Annotated in this window: 16 protein-coding genes; 8 read left to right on the forward strand and 8 right to left on the reverse strand. The window is 66.9% G+C overall.

The annotated features are described in order from the left end of the window. Positions 1-290 (reverse strand): hypothetical protein (locus AC3FOF_RS32510; protein ID WP_488728950.1); only part of this gene is annotated, 290 nt, incomplete at its 3' end. 72 nt (positions 291-362) lie between these two features. Between AC3FOF_RS32510 and AC3FOF_RS32515 the strand changes: the two genes are divergently transcribed. The 4 genes from AC3FOF_RS32515 (at position 363) to AC3FOF_RS32530 (ending at position 6,884) form a co-directional block, all read left to right on the forward strand. Beyond that, complete coding sequence (locus tag AC3FOF_RS32515) at positions 363-1,610, forward strand: efflux RND transporter periplasmic adaptor subunit (protein ID WP_276264958.1); 1,248 nt, start codon at positions 363-365, stop codon at positions 1,608-1,610. Between the two features lie 15 nt (positions 1,611-1,625). Beyond that, positions 1,626-4,796: an efflux RND transporter permease subunit gene (locus tag AC3FOF_RS32520; RefSeq protein WP_488728951.1), complete on the forward strand. Its 3,171-nt coding sequence runs from the start codon at positions 1,626-1,628 to the stop codon at positions 4,794-4,796. Positions 4,797-4,815: 19 nt separating this feature from the next. Continuing rightward, positions 4,816-6,327, forward strand: coding sequence for an efflux transporter outer membrane subunit (locus tag AC3FOF_RS32525; protein WP_488728952.1), 1,512 nt, complete (start codon positions 4,816-4,818; stop codon positions 6,325-6,327). An 86-nt stretch (positions 6,328-6,413) separates the two neighbouring features. After that, a complete protein-coding gene (locus AC3FOF_RS32530) occupies positions 6,414-6,884 on the forward strand; it encodes a GNAT family N-acetyltransferase (protein WP_488728953.1) in 471 nt (156 codons plus the stop codon). A 59-nt stretch (positions 6,885-6,943) separates the two neighbouring features. Here the strand turns inward: AC3FOF_RS32530 and AC3FOF_RS32535 are convergent, their stop codons facing one another. From AC3FOF_RS32535 to AC3FOF_RS32545, 3 genes are all read right to left on the reverse strand, one after another. After that, complete coding sequence (locus tag AC3FOF_RS32535; RefSeq protein WP_488728954.1) at positions 6,944-7,714, reverse strand: class I SAM-dependent methyltransferase; 771 nt, start codon at positions 7,712-7,714, stop codon at positions 6,944-6,946. 162 nt (positions 7,715-7,876) lie between these two features. After that, positions 7,877-8,869: a hypothetical protein gene (locus AC3FOF_RS32540; RefSeq protein WP_488728955.1), complete on the reverse strand. Its 993-nt coding sequence runs from the start codon at positions 8,867-8,869 to the stop codon at positions 7,877-7,879. Between the two features lie 139 nt (positions 8,870-9,008). Further along, the gene (locus tag AC3FOF_RS32545; RefSeq protein ID WP_017224869.1) at positions 9,009-10,151 is read right to left on the reverse strand and encodes a 4-hydroxyphenylpyruvate dioxygenase family protein; all 1,143 of its coding nucleotides are present in this window, start codon (positions 10,149-10,151) and stop codon (positions 9,009-9,011) included. 422 nt (positions 10,152-10,573) lie between these two features. Here AC3FOF_RS32545 and AC3FOF_RS32550 point away from each other — a divergent pair, with 422 nt between their 5' ends. The 3 genes from AC3FOF_RS32550 (at position 10,574) to AC3FOF_RS32560 (ending at position 14,064) form a co-directional block, all read left to right on the forward strand. Beyond that, complete coding sequence (locus tag AC3FOF_RS32550; RefSeq protein WP_488728956.1) at positions 10,574-11,407, forward strand: shikimate dehydrogenase family protein; 834 nt, start codon at positions 10,574-10,576, stop codon at positions 11,405-11,407. Positions 11,408-11,518: 111 nt separating this feature from the next. Next, positions 11,519-12,865, forward strand: coding sequence for an MFS transporter (locus tag AC3FOF_RS32555; RefSeq protein WP_276265586.1), 1,347 nt, complete (start codon positions 11,519-11,521; stop codon positions 12,863-12,865). 140 nt (positions 12,866-13,005) lie between these two features. Next, positions 13,006-14,064, forward strand: a complete 1,059-nt coding sequence (locus AC3FOF_RS32560; RefSeq protein WP_488728957.1) for a porin — start codon at positions 13,006-13,008, stop codon at positions 14,062-14,064. 77 nt (positions 14,065-14,141) lie between these two features. Here AC3FOF_RS32560 and AC3FOF_RS32565 read toward each other — a convergent pair whose 3' ends face one another. The 3 genes from AC3FOF_RS32565 to AC3FOF_RS32575 all read right to left on the reverse strand — a co-directional run bounded on the left by AC3FOF_RS32565 (position 14,142) and on the right by AC3FOF_RS32575 (position 16,380). Further along, complete coding sequence (locus AC3FOF_RS32565; protein ID WP_017225438.1) at positions 14,142-14,633, reverse strand: hypothetical protein; 492 nt, start codon at positions 14,631-14,633, stop codon at positions 14,142-14,144. A gap of 124 nt (positions 14,634-14,757) precedes the next feature. Beyond that, entirely contained in the window at positions 14,758-15,210 is a 453-nt protein-coding gene (gene aroQ / locus AC3FOF_RS32570) for a type II 3-dehydroquinate dehydratase (protein ID WP_488728958.1), read from the reverse strand. Positions 15,211-15,327: 117 nt separating this feature from the next. After that, positions 15,328-16,380: a Gfo/Idh/MocA family protein gene (locus AC3FOF_RS32575; protein WP_276265588.1), complete on the reverse strand. Its 1,053-nt coding sequence runs from the start codon at positions 16,378-16,380 to the stop codon at positions 15,328-15,330. 129 nt (positions 16,381-16,509) lie between these two features. On the opposite strand from AC3FOF_RS32575, the gene AC3FOF_RS32580 reads away from it, so the two are divergent. After that, positions 16,510-17,493, forward strand: a complete 984-nt coding sequence (locus AC3FOF_RS32580) for a LysR family transcriptional regulator (protein WP_035815966.1) — start codon at positions 16,510-16,512, stop codon at positions 17,491-17,493. Here AC3FOF_RS32580 and AC3FOF_RS32585 read toward each other — a convergent pair. Continuing rightward, a complete protein-coding gene (locus tag AC3FOF_RS32585; RefSeq protein ID WP_035815968.1) occupies positions 17,477-18,244 on the reverse strand; it encodes an IclR family transcriptional regulator domain-containing protein in 768 nt (255 codons plus the stop codon). The genes AC3FOF_RS32580 and AC3FOF_RS32585 overlap by 17 nt on opposite strands. Between the last annotated feature and the right edge of the window lie 175 nt (positions 18,245-18,419).

Genomic DNA, 18,419 nt, shown 5'->3' on the forward strand with positions numbered 1-18,419 from the left:
TGAGTGCTTGCCTCGCCTCGCTCAGCCAACCGGGCGCAATCCTGTCCGGTGGCAATCAGACTCCCGAACCAGGCGGTCCGTCCGCAACGGATGGCGTTTCGCCGTCCCGGCTGCGGCGGGTTCTGCACTGGCTGCCTGCCAATGCCGGCATCGCCGGCCGCCGGCGGATAAACCCGCTGCCGGCAAGCCTGAACATGGCCGCTCGGCCGGATGATGCACGGGTTGCCGGGCAGCACCGCACCGCCGCCCGGCGCCTCCCGGATCGCAGTACCCTTCACGCGCTTCGCCACCTGCCACCGAGATCCAGGAGCACGCGCACGTTCATGCTGCCAGTCCAAACCTACTGATCCTGAGGTCTCTTCATGCGCGTCGAACGGGTTCCATTTCGCCATATCGGTGCGGCGGCTGCCGTCTTCCTTTCCGCGTGCGGACAGAAACCAGCGGCGCCGCCGCCGCAAGCGTTCGAAGTCGGCATCGTCACCGTCAAGCCGGCCACCGTGCCCGTCACCACCGAGTTGCCGGGCCGCACGAGTGCCTTCCTGGTGGCACAGGTGCGGGCGCGGGTCGACGGCATCGTGTTGCGCCGCGAGTTCACCGAGGGTGACGAAGTCAAGGCGGGCGAGCGCCTCTACAAGATCGACCCGGCGCCCTACGTTGCCACGCTGAACAGCGCCAAGGCAGCCCTGGCGAAGGCGCAGGCCAACGTGGCTACGCAAGACGCGCTGGTCCAGCGCTACAAGGTACTGGTCGCGGCAAATGCCGTAAGCAGGCAGGACTACGACAACGCCGTTGCCGCGCTGGGCCAGGCGGTCGCGGACGTGGCCGCCGGCAAGGCCAGCGTGGAAACGGCGCAGATCAACCTGGGCTACACCGATGTCACCTCGCCGATCACCGGCCGCAGCGGCTTGTCGCAAGTCACGCCGGGCGCCTACGTGCAAGCCAGCCAGGCAACGCTGCTGACCACCGTGCAGCAACTGGACCCGGTCTATGTCAACCTGACGCAATCGAGCGTCGACGGCCTGCGGCTACGGCGCCAGATCCAGGAGGGACGCCTGCAGACCAGCGGCATCCATGCCGCGAAGGTCACCCTGTTTCTCGAGGATGGACGGACCTACCCGCAGACCGGGCAGCTCCAGTTCACCGACGTCAGCGTCGACCAGAGCACTGGTTCGGTGACCGTGCGCGCCATCTTCCCGAACAAGGACCGCGTACTGCTGCCCGGCATGTTCGTGCGCGCGCGCATTGACGAAGGCGTCAACGACAAGGCCATCGTCGTGCCCCAGATCGGCGTCACGCATGATCAGAAGGGACAGGCGGTGGTACTCGTCGTCGGCCCGGACAACAAGGTCGCGCAACGCCAGATCGTCACCGCGGGCACCTACCGCGACAGCTGGGTGGTGGACAGCGGCCTGAACCCCGGCGACCGCGTGATCGTGAACGGCGTGGAAAAGGCGAAACCCGGCATGACGGTCAAGGCGGTCGAAGCCACGCTGCCGGCACCGCCGGCCTCCGGCGCGCAGGCGCCGGCCATGCCCGCCGCGAGCGCGGCACCTGGCGCGGCCAGCGCGCCTGTTGCCCCGGCTCCTTCGTCTGCTCCGGCAGCGCAATAAAAGGGAGCCTGTTTCATGGCAAAGTTCTTTATCGACCGGCCGATCTTCGCGTGGGTGATCGCCATCATCCTGATGCTGGCCGGGCTCGCGTCGATCTTCACGCTGCCGATCGCGCAGTACCCGACCATCGCCCCGCCCGCCGTGCAGGTCAGCGCAACCTATCCCGGCGCGTCCGCGAAAACCGTCGAGGACACCGTCACGCAGGTCATCGAGCAGCAGATGAGCGGCCTCGATCACCTGCTGTACCTGTCGTCCACCAGCGACGACGCCGGCACGGCGACCATCACGCTGACCTTCGCGGCCGGCACCAATCCGGACATCGCGCAGGTGCAGGTGCAGAACAAGCTGCAGCTCGCCACGCCGCTGCTGCCGCAGGCCGTGCAGCAACTCGGCACCAAGGTGACCAAGTCCAGCAGCAGCTTCCTGCTGATCCTGGCCTTCGTGTCCAAGGACGGCAGCATGAGCCGGTACGACCTGGCGAACTACGTGGCGTCGAAGGTGCTGGACCCGATCAGCCGGATCGACGGGGTCGGCACCGTGACGCTGTTCGGCTCGCAGTACGCCATGCGGATCTGGCTCGACGCCCCCAAGCTGAACAACTACAGCCTGACCCCGATCGACGTGAAGAACGCCGTCGTTGCACAGAACGTGCAGGTGGCCGGCGGCAGCCTGGGGGGCACGCCCTCGGTGCCGGGGCAGATGCTGCAGGCGACCATCACGGAAGCCACGCTGCTGCAAACGCCCGAGCAGTTCGGCGACATCCTGCTGAAAGTCAATACGGACGGCTCGCAGGTGCGCCTGAAGGATGTCGCGCGTATCGAACTCGGGGGCGAGAACTACAACTTCGACACCAAGTACAACGGACAGCCGACCGCAGCCTTCGGCATCCAGCTGGCCACCGGCGCGAACGCGCTGGACACGGCCAAGGCGGTACGCACCAAGATCGCCGAGCTATCGAGGTATTTCCCGAATGCGCTGGTAGTGGAGTACCCGTACGACACGACGCCGTTCGTGAAGCTATCGATCGAGGAAGTGGTCAAGACCCTGTTCGAAGGGATCCTGCTGGTGTTCCTGGTCATGTACCTGTTCCTGCAGAACCTGCGCGCCACGCTGATTCCGACCATCGCCGTGCCGGTGGTGCTGCTCGGCACCTTCGCGGTGATGTCGGTGGTCGGTTTCTCCATCAACACGCTGTCGATGTTCGGGCTCGTGCTTGCCATCGGCCTGCTGGTGGACGATGCCATCGTGGTGGTGGAGAACGTCGAACGGGTCATGGCCGAGGAGGGGCTGTCGCCGCGCGACGCGACCCGCAAGGCGATGGGGCAGATTACCGGCGCCCTGGTCGGGGTGGCGCTGGTGCTGTCCGCGGTGTTTGTGCCGGTGGCGTTCTCGGGCGGCTCGGTCGGCGCGATCTACCGGCAGTTCTCGCTGACCATCGTCGCCGCGATGGTGTTGTCCGTGCTGGTGGCCCTGATCCTGACACCGGCGCTGTGCGCGACCATGCTCGAGCCGATCCCGAAAGGCCATCACGATGAAAAGACCGGCTTCTTCGGCTGGTTCAACCGCATCTTCGCGAAAAGCCAGAAGAAATACCATGGCGGCGTGGTGCACGTGATCCGCCGCTCGGAGCGCTGGCTGATCATCTACCTGGTGGTGATCCTGGCCGTGGGCCTGCTGTTCGTGCGGCTGCCGAAGGCTTTCCTGCCCGAGGAAGACCAGGGCACGCTGTTCGTGCTGGTGCAGGCGCCTGTGGGCTCCACCCAGGAACGTACCGCAAAGGTACTGGCGGACGTGCAGAACTACCTGCTCAGCGAAGAAAAGGACGTGGTCGAGGCGGTACTGACGGTCAACGGCTTCAGCTTCGCCGGCCGCGGCCAGAATTCGGGCCTGGCGTTCGTTCGCCTGAAGGATTTCTCCGTGCGGCAGGCAGCCAACCTGAAGGCCCCTGCCCTGGTGGGCCGGATATTCCGGCACTTCTCCGGGTACAAGGACGCCAATGTGTTCCCCGTGAATCCGCCATCGATCCCGGAACTCGGCACCGCCTCCGGCTTTGACTTCGAACTGCAGGACCGCTCCGGCCTTGGCCACGAGAAGCTGATGGCGGCGCGCAATATGCTGCTCGGCATGGCGGCGAAAGACCCGATGCTCGCGCAGGTGCGCCCGAATGGCCTGAATGACACGCCGCAGTTCAAGGTCGGCATCGACCGCGAAAAAGCCAACGCGCTGGGCGTCAGCCCATCCGATATCGACCAGACCTTCTCCACCGCCTGGGCCTCGCTGTACATCAACAATTTCCTGGATACGGACAACCGGATCAAGAAGGTCTACCTGCAAAGCGAGCCGAAGTACCGCATGAACCCGGAGGACCTGTACACCTGGTATGTGCGCAATTCGGCCGGGACCATGGTGCCGTTCTCCGCGTTCGGGACGGGGGCATGGATCTACGGCTCACCCAAGCTCGAGCGCTACAACGGGATTCCCGCGGCCGAAATCCAGGGTGCGGCGGCCCCGGGCAAGTCGACCGGCCAGGCCATGGCGGCCGTCGAGGCCATCGCGGCGAAACTGCCGGACGGCATCGGCTACGAATGGACAGGCCTGTCGTATCAGGAGCGGCAGTCCGGCTCGCAGGCGCCGATCCTCTACGGGATCTCGATACTGGTGGTGTTCCTGTGTCTCGCCGCGCTGTATGAGAGCTGGTCGATCCCCTTCTCCGTGATCATGGTGGTGCCGCTCGGCGTGCTCGGCGCGCTGCTCGCCGCCACCTTGCGCGGGCTGGAAAACGACGTGTTTTTCCAGGTCGGCCTGCTGACCACGGTGGGGCTGTCGGCCAAGAACGCGATCCTGATCGTGGAGTTTGCCCGCGACCTGCGCGACCAGGGCAGGACCACCGTCGAAGCGGCAATAGAAGCCGCCCGCCAGCGCCTGCGCCCGATCCTGATGACTTCGCTCGCCTTTATCCTCGGCGTGCTGCCGCTTGCCATCAGCAACGGCGCAGGCTCCGGGTCCCAGCATGCGATCGGCACCGGCGTGATCGGCGGGATGCTGACCGCGACCTTCCTGGCAATCTTCATGATCCCGATGTTCTTTGTCGTGATCAGCAAGTTCAGCAAGAAGAAGGGCGCGCCGCCCCCGCCCTCGTCCGGCGATGACGCTGGCGGCGCCGGCACGCTCAGGCAAGGACATTGAGATGCCCGGATACGCAATCATGGCGACCATCGCCGCCGCGCTGCTGGCGGCAGGCTGCACGCTCCAGCCACGATATGAGCGCCCGCCGGCACCCGTGGCCCAGACCTTCCCGACCGGTGGAGCCTACGACAAGGAGCCGGACAATGCCTCACCCGCCGGCGCCGGCGCGCCGGCCACCGAAATCGGCTGGCGGGATTTCTTCGCCGATCCGCGCCTTCAGCGCATCCTGGAGCTGGCGCTCAAGAACAACCGGGACCTGCGCGTATCGATCCTGAACGTGGAGGCCGCGCGTGCGCAGTACCAGATCACGCGCGCGGGACTGTTCCCTGCCCTGAACGCGGTGGCCTCGGGAACCCGGTCGCGCACCCCCAGGGATCTGACCCTCTCCGGCAATCCGATCTCGTCCGAGTATTCGGTCGGCGTCAACGCGTCGTGGGAAATCGACCTCTTCGGCCGCATCCGCAGCCTGAAAGACCAGGCGCTGGCGCAATACCTTGCGCTGGCCCAAACCCGCAAGGCAGCGGAAATCGCGCTGCTGTCGACGGTAGCGGACCAGTATCTCACCATGATTGCCTTCGACGATGCGCTCGCCGTCACGCGCAACACGCTGTTGACGGCCCAGGAATCGCTACGGATCACCAGCCTCAAGTTCGACACCGGCGCCGGGTCGGAACTCGACCTGCGGCAAGCGGAAGGCGTCGTCGAGCAAGCGCAGGCCAACCTGGAATCGCAACGCCGGCTGCGAGCCCAGGCCGAGAACGCGCTGGTGCTGCTGGTGGGCGAGCCCCTGCCGGAGGACCTGCCGCCGGGCCTGCCCCTCGGCAACCAGGACCTGCTCGCCGATATCCCGGCGGGCCTGCCGTCCGACCTGCTGACACGGCGTCCGGATATTGCGGCAGCGGAGCAATCGCTGCTTGCCGCCAATGCGAACATCGGCGCGGCCCGTGCGGCGTTTTTCCCGCGCGTGTCCCTGACCGGCAGCGCCGGAACACTGGCGCCATCGCTGGGCGGCCTGTTCAAGCCAGGCTCCGCGGCCTGGTCGTTCGCCCCGCAGATCACCCTGCCGATCTTCTCGGGGGGCCAGAACGTCGCCAGCCTGGAACTGGCGCAGGTACGGAAGCGCATCGAGATCGCCAATTACGAGAAGGCTATCCAGACCGCCTTTCGCGAAGTGGCGGACGGCCTTGCGGCACGCGGCACCTTCGACAAGCAGATCCAGGCACTGGAGCGCTTCACCAACTCGCAGAACCGCCGGCTGACGCTGTCGGACCTGCGCTACCGCAATGGCGTGGACAGCTACCTGAGCGTCCTGACTGCCCAGACCGACCTGTATAACGCACAGCAATTGCTGATCACGGCGCGCCTGCAGCGCCTGACGAACCTGGTCGACCTGTACCAGTTCCTGGGCGGCGGATGGGTCGAGCGGGCGGGCGACCAGCCACGCGCGGCAACCGCGCCGGTGGGCTACAGCTCCGCTGCGCCGGCCCCGGCAACCCGAGCCGGCGCGCCGGAACCACTCCCGTCCCCCTAAGCGTCTTCAGGCAACGCACTTCCCTCGCTGGCGGCGAACGGCCATACTGCCTGGGTTCTTACAACCTGGCAGGATCGGAAGCGTCGATGGAAATCTCCATACGGGAATTCGTGGAAGCAGATCGCGAGGCGCTTCGCGCGCTGTTCGTTGCGTCGCGCGATGCGGCCTTTGCCTGGTGCCCGCCCGGGGCCCACAAGCGGGAAGACTTCGACGCGTGCACGGAGGGCGAACGCATCCTGGTAGCGGTCGCGGCAGGCCATCCCGTCGGCTTCGCATCCGTCTGGGAACCCGACAGTTTTCTGCACAACCTGTTCGTGTATCCGCAATACCAGCGGCAGGGCGTGGCCAGTGCGCTGCTGGCCAGTTGCGAGGCGTACTTTTCCTGCCCGCCCACGCTCAAATGCGTCAAGGCCAATGACAATGCCCGGCGGTTCTACCTGTCCCGGGGATGGCGCGTGCAAAGCGAGGCGGAAGGCCCGGATGGCCCCTATCTCCTGATGGTGCGGCTTCCGGCTACGGAAGAGAACACAAGTAGCATGGCAAGGCCGGACGGCTGACAACGCCGGATCTGCACAGGCAAGCTCCCCCTCGCCCGCCACCCCCGCCCCCGCCGCGCCTAACCCAGCCGCCGGCAGCTATACGCCTCGGTACGGTACGGAAAGGCCACGCTGTCCTTGCCGGCCAGCGCCGGGTATCCGTCGATCACCGCCTGCAGCCGGGCACGCACCGCGTCCTGCTGCGCCGCCGGCAGCGAGGCGATGAAACTGACCGACATCACGCGGTCCACGATCACCTGCTGCGCGGGACCGACGTGCTGGTAGGGAAAGCTGGACAGCGCCAGTTCGCCGAACCCCTGGGCCGGGAACACCGTCTTCCAGTCGCCCTTGTAGAAGCGCGGCGCATCGCCCTCGAACGGGGTCATGATGGCGGTGAGCTGCGCCACCCAGTCGACCGATTCGTCGCGCACGTTCCAGATCAGGCCAAGCTTGCCGCCGGGCCGCAGCACGCGGCCGATTTCGGCCATGGCCGCGGCGTTGGCAAACCAGTGGAAGGCTTGCGCGCACACCACCGCGTCGACACTGGCGTCGGGCAGCGGGATGGCCTCGGCCGTGCCTTCCAGCGCCTGCACCCCGGGCAGCGCGGCGCCGAGCTGGGCGCGCATTGCCGCCACAGGCTCGACCGCGGTCACGGTGGCGCCCGTGGCCACCAGCAGGCGGCTGAACTTGCCGGTGCCGGCACCCAGGTCCATCACGGTCTTGCCTGCCTGCAGGCCCAGTTCCGTGCCCAGCCAGGCGGCCAGCTCAGCCGGATAGTCGGGACGGCCGCGGGCGTACGTGTCGGCCTGGCTGGAGAAGCCCTGCGCGGCGGCGTGGTGGATGTCGGTCATGGGTGCGCGATCTCCGCGTGTGTTGGGTGGGGAACCGAAGGCGCCGGGCGGCGCGCAGTCAGGACCCTGGGCGTCTTGCCGTCGCGGCGGCGGCAACCCGACAAGCTACGCTTTCCGCGCCCGGTTCGCAAGCAAGGGCGACCACAGCGACGACAGCGATCGTCAGAAGGAAGGCACGGGGTTCTCGCCCTGGCTCAGCACATACTTGCCGTCCGCGAAGCGGTAGTGCACCGAAGCGTCCAGGGAGCGCCGCCTGGGCGCCTTGCCGGCGCGCAGCTTGACCTCCTCGCCCTGGAACGTCAGCGTGAGATCGCCTGGCGCATCGACGCCGGCCGCGAAGGCCGGCTTGCCGTCCACCGAGAAGCAGGTCTGCTCGCCGTCGTCCTGGCTGTCCGCGCCACTGGCGCCGGGAGCCGGCGGCTTGCCGGCGAGCGCGTCGCCGCAGGGTTCGAGCGCGCCGCTGTTTTCGGCGCTCATCGGCACCGTGTCGAGCAGCGTCGTGATCTGCCCGGGCGCAAGGCGATAGACCGAGGCCCAGCTTCCGCAATAGCCCTGCCAGCAGCTGCCCCAGGTCAGGGTCATGGCGAAATCGGTGGCCGATACCTTGTCCACCCTGGAACGCCCGAGCAGGCCTTGCGCGCCCAGGCAGTCATAGCCGTCGATACGGCGGCTCAGCCGCCAGTGCCCGCCATCGCGCGTAAAAAAGTACACGCCCAGCCAGGCGCCGGAGGCGCGCCCGCCGAGGGGCGTGCCGTCCTCATCCAGTTCCACGCCCTCGGTCAGCATCACGGCGTGGGTCTCGTCCAGCCGGACCACCTGGATCGGTTTCACATCGAGTGAGCTTTCCTGCAGCGACACGGCCCCCTTGCCCTTGAAGTCCTGGTCCGGCAACCGGGCAACCGCCACGCGGCCCTCGGCATCGTCGCGCCAGCCGGGAAAGGCGATCTGCATCAGCGCCTCGCGCTTGAGGCTGGTGGCCTGCGCAACCGCTGCGGATGCCGGCGCGGCAGCGGCATCGCCGGCCGCCGCCGCGGCGGGCGTATCGTGCCGCGAGCAGGCCGGCAGGCCAAGGCAAAGCGCCAGGGCCGGGGCCAGCATCAGCCGGGCAAGGTGGCGGGAATCCGGGAAGACAAGATGGCAGGTGCGAGAATGCATGGACGACGGCGAGCGCGAGGCCGCTAGCGAGCGGCCGGTGACAGGCGAAAGAACGGACGAGGCACGACGTGCCGCGGACAGCACTATCCGCGAGCCGGTCCGCGCCGTCAAGCCGGCCCGCTCGCGGCAGCGCCCGCTGTCACACGGCCTTCGTCGCGCGCGCCGCGGCCATGGCCGCCTCCAGTGCCGGCAGGTTACCCTCGCCGAAGCCATGCGAGCCGTCGCGCTGGACGATTTCGAAGAAGAACTCGCCGGCCTCGCGCCGGGCGAAGGCTTGCAGGAAGCGCTCGCGCGTACCGTCATCGCGCAGCGCGCCGTCCACCAGGATGCCGTAGCGCCGCAAGGCCGCCAGATCCAGCCCGTGGCCGGGCACGCGCGCATCCACGGTCTCGTAATAGGCCGGCGGCGGCTCGACGAAACGCACGCCATTGCGCTCCAGCGCGGCCGCGCTGGCCACCAGGTCATCGGTCGCCAGCGCGATATGCTGGATGCCCTCGCCGTGATGGCCCGACAGGTAGTGCTCCATCTGATCGTGGCGCGCCGTGCCCTTCTCGTAGATCGGGATGCGGATCAGGCCGCAAGGCGAAAGCAGCACGCGCGAATCGCTGGCGATGCGCCAGCCCGCGTTGATCTCGTGGATCTCGCGAAAGCCAAGCACCTTGCGATAGAAGTCGAGCCACTCGTCCAGGTGCCCCGGCTCGACCGCCTGCGTCAGGTGATCCACCCGGGTCAGGCCGGCGCCGGTGGTGGACGCGGCCGCATCCGGAGCGGTTTGCGCCAGCGACCGGAAGTCGACGTCGTAGATGGAGATGTCGCCTACGTCGCCGGGCCGGCCTTCCTTGCCGCGCCAGCGGTCGATAAAGTAGATGATGGAGCGGCCGATGCCCTGGATGGCGGGAATATTCAACTCCATGGGGCCCACCGTACCGCCCTCGAAGGGCCATGCGCCGGCGTCGACGGCGCGTGCGAACGCGTTCGCCGCATCCTGCACGCGGATGCCGACCGCGCAAATCGACAGGCCGTACTCGGAGGCATAGCGGGTGGCGAAGGAATCCGGCTCGGCATCGACGATGAAATTCATCTCGCCTTGCCGGAACAGCTTCACGTTCTTGTGCCGGTGCTGGGCGATGGCGCGGAAGCCGAACCGCTCGAAGGTGCGCCCGAGCACCACGGGGTCGGGCGAGGCAAACTCGACGAACTCATAACCCATGATGCCCAGCGGATTTTCCCAAGGCAGGAAATCGTCGGCACGCGGGGAAAAAATGTCTCCCGATAGGCTCATCTCTGCTCCTTTTGTCTGGCCGTGGCGGCTGCGGGTGTGCCACATCATAGCAAGCGCTCCGGCTTCGCCCCAGCCCGGCCGCGGGCCCCGGGGAGGGCGGCCACGGCGCGAGCCGAAGCGTATCGGGCGCGCTCTCCACCAACAATGGCGCCGGCGCAAGAGTGCCACGTTATTCGCGCGCATGAGAACGATGAACGCACGAATTCAGTGTAAACCCCAGGTTAAAGCGCTGTATCCGGTGCAGCGCGTCTACCACCGGGGCAAACCCGTATTTCGATCCATAAGCGCGCACATGCGTTCGAGTATCGCGCATTATGCTCAATGCATCTCTTGGAACAGGTCAATCGAACCCCTAAGCTTCGGCTAACCACATCGGCCCCTCTCGCTGGCCCGATGGCAACACGGAACGCTACCGGTACACCATGATCAACGGCAAGACTACCCTCATCGCCCATATCGGCTACCCGACCGAGTCCTTCAAGGCCCCGATGATCTACAACCCGTGGTTCGAGCAGCGCGGCATCAATGCCGTGGTGGTTCCCATGGGCCTGAAAGCCGAGGACTACGCCGGCTGCTTCCGCTCCCTGTTCCGCCTCACCAATATCCGCGGCGCACTGATCACGATGCCGCACAAGGTGAGCACCATGGAACTGGTGGACGAAGTCACCCCGACCGCGCGCATTGCCGGGGCCTGCAACGCCGTGCTGCTGCGCGACGACGGCACCCTGCTGGGCGACCAGTTCGACGGCGCGGGTTTCGTGCGCGGCATCCAGCGCAAGGGCTGCCAGCTCGGCGGCGCCAGCGTGCTGGTCTCGGGCTGCGGCGGCGTTGGCTCCGCCATCGCCGCGTCGCTGGCGGCTGCCGGCGTGGCGCGGCTGGGGCTGTTCGATGCGCGCGATGCCTCGGCCCAGGCGCTGGCCGCGCGCCTGCAGGCGCATTACCCGCAGCTGCAGGTGACCACCGGCTCCAGCGACCCTGCCGGCTATGCGGTCGTCGTCAACGCCACGCCGCTGGGCATGAACGAAAACGACCCCCTGCCCTTCGACGTGGCACGGATCGACCCACAGGCCTGGGTGGGTGAAGTGGTGATGAAGACCGAGTACACGCCCTTGCTGCGCGCCGCCATGGCACGCGGCTGCAAGGTCCAGGTCGGCACCGACATGCTGTTCGAGATGATCCCCGCCTACCTGGAGTTCTTCGGCTTCGGCACGGCCACGGCGGACGAACTGCGCACGGTCGCCAGGATTGCCTACTGACCGGATAGCGCATAGCGCTAACACGCCGGCGGCAAAGAGAAAGACTCAGACACCCGGACGCCGTACCGGGAAATAACGCAGGACATGAATCAACCGGATGGAGACAATGGCATGACCATGGCTCACAAAAACATGGTCGCGCCGCTCGCCACGAGCGGCTCGATCGCCGACAAGATACGCGCGGCCTTCGCCGTGGGGCGGATGCGCTGGGGCATGCTGGCCCTGGTGTTCTTCGCCACCACGCTCAACTACATCGACCGCGCCGCGCTGGGCGTGTTGCAGCCGGTGCTGGCCAAGGCCATGAACTGGACCGCCCAGGACTACGCCAACATCAATTTCTGGTTCCAGGTCGGCTACGCCGTCGGCTTTGCCGCGCAGGGCCGCCTGATCGACAAAGTGGGCGTAAAGCGCGCCTTCCTGCTGGCGGTGCTGCTGTGGAGCGTCGCGGCCGGCGCGCACGGGCTCGCGGTCTCGGCCGCCGGCTTCATGGTCTGCCGCTTCTTCCTTGGCCTGACCGAAGCCGCCAACTACCCCGCCTGCGTCAAGACCACGCGGCTGTGGTTTCCGGCCGGCGAGCGCGCCATGGCCACCGGCATCTTCAACGCCGGCACCAATGTCGGCGCCATGGTGGCACCGGTGATGCTGCCGCTGATCCTCGTTGCATGGGGCTGGCAAGCCGCGTTCTACTGCATCGGCGCGCTCGGCTTGCTCTGGGTGATCTTCTGGGTACGCAACTACCACGATCCCGAGCAGCATCCGCGGGTCAGCCAGGGCGAGCTGCGCTATGTGCAGCAAGGCGTGGAACCGGCGCCGCAGAAGGTGCCGTACTCGCGCATCCTGCGCATGCGCGGCACCTGGGCCTTCGCCCTCGCCTACACCATCACCGCGCCGGTGTTCTGGTTCTACCTTTACTGGCTGCCGCCCTTCCTCAACCAGCAATACAACCTCGGCATCAGCGTGACGCAGATGGGCATTCCGCTGATCGTGATCTACCTGATGGCGGACGTGGGCAGCATTGGCGGCGGCGCGCTATCGTCGCTGCTGATCGGCCGCGGCATGGCGCCCGTGAAGGCAAGGCTGTTGTCGATGCTGGTGTTCGCCATCTGCATCACCACGATCGTGCTTGCCGCCGGCGCCAGCAGCCTGTGGATGGCGGTGGCCGCGATCTCGATCGCCATCGGCGCGCACCAGGCCTGGACCGCCAATATCTGGAGCATGGTGATGGACTACACGCCCAAGGAAGTGGTCAGCTCCGTGTTCGGCTTCGGCGGCATGATCGGCGCCATCGGCGGCATGTTCATGACCCAGCTGGTCGGCTACGTCCTGACCAGGACGCACAACAACTACGCGGTGCTGTTCACCATGATCCCCTGCGCTTACTTTATCGCGCTGGCCTGGCTGTACTTCATGGCGCCCCGCACGGTCTCGGCCGCGCCCGCCGACCCCGGCCACGCATAGCGACGCGCGCCCCTGTCAACGGGATCCGGCTGGCCAGCCATCCAGCCGGACACCTTCGGTTCCGGTATCTGCCAGCACCGGCACAGCGCCGCCCAGACGGCCCGTGCGAACGGCAACAACAATAGAGGACGGAGATTTCCATGAAGAAGATGCTAGTGCCGCTCGCGGCGCTGGGCGCACTCGCTCAGCCTGCGTTTGCGCAATCCAATGTCACGCTGTACGGGCTGATCGACACCACCATCCGTTTCACCACCCACGCGAACGCCGCCGGCAACAACAAGTGGGAGATGACCGATGGCGAACTCACCGGCAGCCGCTGGGGCCTGCGCGGCACCGAGGACCTCGGCCGCAACATGAAAGCCTTCTACATCCTCGAGTCCGGCTTCAGCCCCGACACCGGCACCAGCCAGCAAGGCGGCCGCCTGTTCGGTCGCACCGCCGTGATCGGCCTCGACGGCGACTTCGGCAAGCTCGCGCTGGGCCGGCAGTACACCCTCGCGCACGAGATCCTGTCCTCCTACGAGGCCATGGCCTTCGCCAACAACTCCATCGTCGGCTACCAGGGCGGCAACTACACCGGCCTGCGCTACGACAACACCATCAAGTACATCAAGTCCTTCGGCGGCCTGCAGGCCGCCGCCGCCTATACCTTCGGCGAGGTCGCCGGAAATTTCTCCGCCAGCAATGCCACCGCCGGCTCGCTGGTCTACAGCACCGGTCCGATCGAAGTCGGCGCCGTCTACCAGGTCACGCACGACGTCTCCTCCGCCTTCTTCGGCGCCGTGCCCGCGGCGCAGGCCAGCAAGCAGACCGTGTGGGGGCTGGGCGGCACCTGGAAGACGGCCCGCGCGCAGTATTACCTCGGCTACACCAACAACCGCCTCGATGTCGCCGACTACCGCAACAACGTGGGTTATGTCGGCACCCGCGTGAACATCACCGATGCGCTCAGCCTGATCGGCACCGTACAGTACGACTGGCTCAAGCATGCCGGCAACAGCGGCAAGCGCCTGACCACCGCGGCCATGCTGGACTACAACCTCAGCAAGCGCACCGATGTGTATGTGGCCGTCGACTACACGCAATTGCGCGGTGCGTGGATCGCGCTGAACAGTTCGCCCAACTTCAACAACAGCGGCAATATGTTCGGCAACACCACGCGCCTCGGCGCCATGGCAGGCATACGCCACAAGTTCTGAGGCCTTTGCGCACCAAAGCAAAACAGCCAGGGCGATACCTGGCTGTTGCTGTGCTCGACACAGTGGTGGCGAACGGGTCAGGACTTGACCGGGCGCCCCGTCTTCACGGCTTCCACGGCCGCTACGGCAGCCATCAGTTGCTCCGCCGAAGCGGCGGCAAGGAGCTGCAGGCCAGCACGCAGCAACTCGCCCTTCTTGACCTGAACGCCGGCCGCAAGGCAGCGCTGCTTGAGCTCGGCGATCTTTGCGTAGTCCGATTTGGGCATCGTAAAACTGTCGCGCACCACCTTTTCTTTCTTCTGGCGCGCCGGTGCCGCTTCCACGGCGGCGGCGACCGGGGCCGGAGCGGCCTTCGATGGCTTGCCCTTGTCCGCTGTCACCGGCGCGGGTGCGGGCGCAGACTTCTTCTTGCCCGCCGAGGCCTTTACCTTGGCGCTTTCTTTCCTGGCGCCCTTGCTGCTGGCGCCAACACGGCTATCCCGCTTCTCGCCGCTGTCGCCTGACGTGTCGGCGCTGGTCGGAAAATAGAAGGCTTCTTTGGTCGGCGGCTTGATAATTGGCTCATTCATCATGGGATCCTGAAACACGTGAAAAACAGTATATACCGTTTATCCGTCAGCATCCAGAGGGCCGCCGGCCCGGCAGCCTCGCGATCCCCCGAACCTGGCGAGCCGAGCGATCAGGCCCTGGCCGTTACTGCGCGGGAGTCCCCGCCAGCTTCGCGCCGATAAACTGCAGCGCGAGGCCATAGCCCTGCGTGCCGAAGCCGGCCATCACCGCCTCCGCGATATCGGAGAGGTAGGAATGATGGCGGAAGGCCTCGCGCTTGTGGACATTCGAGATATGCACCTCGACGAAGGGAATGGCCACGCCGGCGAGGGCATCGCGGATTGCCACGCTGGTGTGGGTGAACGCGCCCGGATTGATCAGGATGAAGCCCACGCCTTCGGCACGCGCCGCGTGGATGCGGTCGATGATGGCGCCTTCATGGTTGCTCTGGAAGCAGGCCAGGGACAAGCCCATGTCGGCCGCCTGCCGCTGCAGCGCGGCCTCGACGTCGGCCAGCGTGGTCGAGCCATAGATCTGCGGCTCGCGCGTGCCCAGCAGGTTCAGGTTGGGTCCGTTCAGGACGAGTACGGCTTGCATATGGGTTCCTCCAGTGGTTTTTGCTGGCTATGTGCTTGCGATTGGGTCGTTGCTGTCCGGCGTATCCATGCCGCTCTGGTACCGGGGGCCGGCACGCGGCGGCCGCGGGCGCCGCGCTCAGGCATCCGCCGTATCGACGATCCGCCCCGTGCGCGCAGCCTCGGCGATAGCCTCGGTGACGCGCAGATTCTGCAGCCCATCGTGCACGGTGACAAGGGGCGCGGCGGCGCCACGGATCACATCGCAGAAGTGCGCCAGCTGGCAAGCCAGCGGATCCTCGCGCTCGAGTTCGGCTACGCTGGCCTGGAACGGTTTGAACCAGGAGCGGTCCTCGTCGCGCGCATAGGTCTTGAGCCGCATCGTCGGTACCGCGAGCGAGCCGCGCGTGCCGGCAATCAGGTAGCAATCCTCGTCCGGATAGCTCGGATAGGCTTCGTTCTCGCGCGAGGTCTGCTCCCAGCTGCGTGCCGATGCAGCACTGTCGGACAGCATGAAGGTGCCGAGCGCGCCATTGGCGAAGCGCAGGCCGATGGCCACGGTATCCTCCACCGGAAAGCCGCGCGTGGCGCTGGAGGCCATCGCCTGCACAGCGACGATCTCGCCGCACAACGCGCGCAGGTTGCCGATCTCGTGAACCATATTGATCAGGATCGGGCCGCCGCCGGCCTGGCGGCGCCAGGGCCCGGCTTCGAAGTAATCGTCGGGCTTGTAGAACATGGCGCTGCCGGTCACGGCCACCGGCGCGCCGAGCCGGCCCGATTGCACGATCTGCCGCGCCCTGGCGAGGATCGGGCTATGCGCGCGATGATGCCCCACCAGCAGCCGGGCGCTGGCGGCATCGGCGGCGCGGCGCAGCCTGAGCCCCGCCTCCAGGGTATGCGCGACGGGCTTCTCGATCAGCGCCGGCACGCCGGCGCCGATGCACGCCAGCGCGCCTTCCACATGCCATGCGTTCGGCGTGGCAAGGATCACGCCATCGAGCGCATGCGCGGCCAGCATGGCGTCGAGCGACGCCAGCAGCGGCACGCCCGCCGCGCTTGCCACCCCGGCCGCGCCGGGCGACGGGTCGGCGATGGCGGCCAGTTCACAGGACGGGCTGGCCTGCACCAGTTCGATATGGCGGCGCCCGATCAGGCCCGCGCCGGCGATGCCGATTCGGAGTTGTCTCATATTGCTGTCGATTGGGTTGCGGACGGGCTGCAACACATGCAATGCATGGCATGCCTGCCATATCTGCAATACGGTCTGCAGCCGTCATCAACAGCGTACTGTTATATCCGTTGGCTATAATTGGACGATATGGAAACTCACAATGCACCATCAGCAAACAATGAGCCATTCCTCCGCGACCTGCGCCTGTTCTGCACGGTAGCGCGAAGGTCGAGCTTTATCGCCGGCGCCAGCGAGATGGGGATTTCGCCGGCGCATGTCAGCAAGCGGATCGCCGCGCTCGAGGCCATGCTCGGGGCCAGGCTGTTCCACCGGACCACCCGGCGCGTGAGCATGACGAGCGACGGGGAAGCCGCCTTCCAATGGGCGCAGAAGATCCTCGACGACGTCGAAGGCATGGTGGAGGCGGTCGGCGGCATCCGGCGCGACCCGCGCGGCATGCTGCGCATCAGCACCAGCCTGCGGCTGGGCCGCGATCATGTCGCGCCGGCACTGTCGCTGCTGCGGCAGCGCTACCCCGAACTGGAAGTGTGGCTGGAACTGCTGGACCGCCGGGTCGACCTGATCGGCGAGAACTTCGACCTCGACATCCGCGTGGGCGAGGTCCAGGAGCCGCACCTGATCGCCCACAGGATCGTGCCGGGCAGCCGCATACTCTGCGCGGCACCCGCCTACCTCGCGCGGCGCGGCGAGCCCAGGCTGCCGGCCGAGCTGGCGCGGCACGATTGCCTGCCCTTCCGCGACCGGGAGCAGAGCTTCGGCGTGTGGCGGCTGCATGGCCCGAACGGCCTGGAATCCGTCAAGGTGACGGGACCGATGGCGTCCAACCATAGCGATATCGTCCGCCAGTGGGCGCTTGAAGGCTACGGCGTCATCATGGCGTCGATCTGGGATGTGGCCCCCAGCATCCGCAGCGGCAAGCTGGTGCGCGTGCTGCCCGCCTACCACCAGCCCGCCGATGTCTGGGCCGTCACCACGGCGCGCGCGTCCGGCTCGGCCAAGATGCGGGTATGCATCGACTTCCTGAAGGCGCAGCTCACCGACGGCCCGTTCGCCCTGGCGACGGATCTCGGCGATGACGCCGGGCCCGGCAGCGTCAGAGCACCCGCATGATCGAGATCGCGGTGTCCTGCAGCACCTGCAGCACCCGCTCCAGCGCCTGCTCGGCGCTCTCGTCGCCGATCTGCATATTGACGCTCAGCGCCGCGATCACCTTGCCGTGCCGGTCGCGCAGCGGCACCGCCACCCCGCGTACGCCGATCTGCAACTGCTGCTCGACCAGCGCGTAGCCCTGGGCACCGGCCTTCCTGACCTCCGCCAGCAGGCGGTCGTGCTGCATGATGGTGTAAGGCGTGTATGGCGTCAGCACGCAGCCCTCCAGCCAGGCCTTGACCTTATCCTCCGGCTCCGAGGCCAGCATCATCACACCGGCCGACGCCAGCGGCGCCGGCACGCGCGCGCCCAGCACGAAGCCCGTGTTCATGACCCGGCTGGTGCCGGTGCGGCAGATGAACACCAGCTCCCAGTCGTCCAGCACGCTCAGGTAAGCCGGCTCGCCGACCGCGGCGGTGATCTGCTGCAGGAATGGCTGCACCGTGCGTGGCAGGCGCGCGGAATCGAAATAGGACCAGCCCACCTTGAGCACGCGCGGGCTGAGGCTGAACAGCGTGCCATCGCTGGTGGTGTAGCCAAGATGCTCCAGCGTCAGCAGGTAGCGCCGCGCCGCGGTACGCGTCAGGCCCGTGAGCTGGGCCGCCTGCGTAGGCGTCAGGCGCGGATGGTCGTTGTCGAACGCCTCCAGGATGGCCAGGCCCTTCTCCAGTCCAGCAATCCAGTCGCGCCGGCTCAATGGTTCTTTATCCATAGCGAAAACCCTAATCTCGAGCGACAGTCGCTCTTGTTGGCGCGATTATCGCACGTCTACGCGCGGATTGCGCTTGTTGTGGCGTCAGATCGGTCCTAACCTAGCTCTGCACGAAACGCGTGCTCGCAGGGGCCACGCCCCTCGCCGCGGCGGCGCGAAGCGCACACACCTGAAT

The organism is Cupriavidus sp. 96C5-1, assembly GCF_057798855.1.

What these genes read in the sequence shown, in the direction of transcription:
- aroQ (WP_488728958.1), bottom strand. Translation starts at nt 15,210, where the DNA reads ATGCAAGCCGTACTCGTCCTGAACGGACCCAACCTGAACCTGCTGGGC.
- AC3FOF_RS32565 (WP_017225438.1), bottom strand. Translation starts at nt 14,633, where the DNA reads ATGAATGAGCCAATTATCAAGCCGCCGACCAAAGAAGCCTTCTATTTT.
- AC3FOF_RS32545 (WP_017224869.1), bottom strand. Translation starts at nt 10,151, where the DNA reads ATGAGCCTATCGGGAGACATTTTTTCCCCGCGTGCCGACGATTTCCTG.
- AC3FOF_RS32535 (WP_488728954.1), bottom strand. Translation starts at nt 7,714, where the DNA reads ATGACCGACATCCACCACGCCGCCGCGCAGGGCTTCTCCAGCCAGGCC.
- AC3FOF_RS32540 (WP_488728955.1), bottom strand. Translation starts at nt 8,869, where the DNA reads ATGCATTCTCGCACCTGCCATCTTGTCTTCCCGGATTCCCGCCACCTT.
- AC3FOF_RS32550 (WP_488728956.1), top strand. Translation starts at nt 10,574, where the DNA reads ATGATCAACGGCAAGACTACCCTCATCGCCCATATCGGCTACCCGACC.
- AC3FOF_RS32575 (WP_276265588.1), bottom strand. Translation starts at nt 16,380, where the DNA reads ATGAGACAACTCCGAATCGGCATCGCCGGCGCGGGCCTGATCGGGCGC.
- AC3FOF_RS32525 (WP_488728952.1), top strand. Translation starts at nt 4,816, where the DNA reads ATGGCGACCATCGCCGCCGCGCTGCTGGCGGCAGGCTGCACGCTCCAG.
- AC3FOF_RS32580 (WP_035815966.1), top strand. Translation starts at nt 16,510, where the DNA reads ATGGAAACTCACAATGCACCATCAGCAAACAATGAGCCATTCCTCCGC.
- AC3FOF_RS32515 (WP_276264958.1), top strand. Translation starts at nt 363, where the DNA reads ATGCGCGTCGAACGGGTTCCATTTCGCCATATCGGTGCGGCGGCTGCC.
- AC3FOF_RS32530 (WP_488728953.1), top strand. Translation starts at nt 6,414, where the DNA reads ATGGAAATCTCCATACGGGAATTCGTGGAAGCAGATCGCGAGGCGCTT.
- AC3FOF_RS32585 (WP_035815968.1), bottom strand. Translation starts at nt 18,244, where the DNA reads ATGGATAAAGAACCATTGAGCCGGCGCGACTGGATTGCTGGACTGGAG.
- AC3FOF_RS32520 (WP_488728951.1), top strand. Translation starts at nt 1,626, where the DNA reads ATGGCAAAGTTCTTTATCGACCGGCCGATCTTCGCGTGGGTGATCGCC.
- AC3FOF_RS32560 (WP_488728957.1), top strand. Translation starts at nt 13,006, where the DNA reads ATGAAGAAGATGCTAGTGCCGCTCGCGGCGCTGGGCGCACTCGCTCAG.
- AC3FOF_RS32555 (WP_276265586.1), top strand. Translation starts at nt 11,519, where the DNA reads ATGACCATGGCTCACAAAAACATGGTCGCGCCGCTCGCCACGAGCGGC.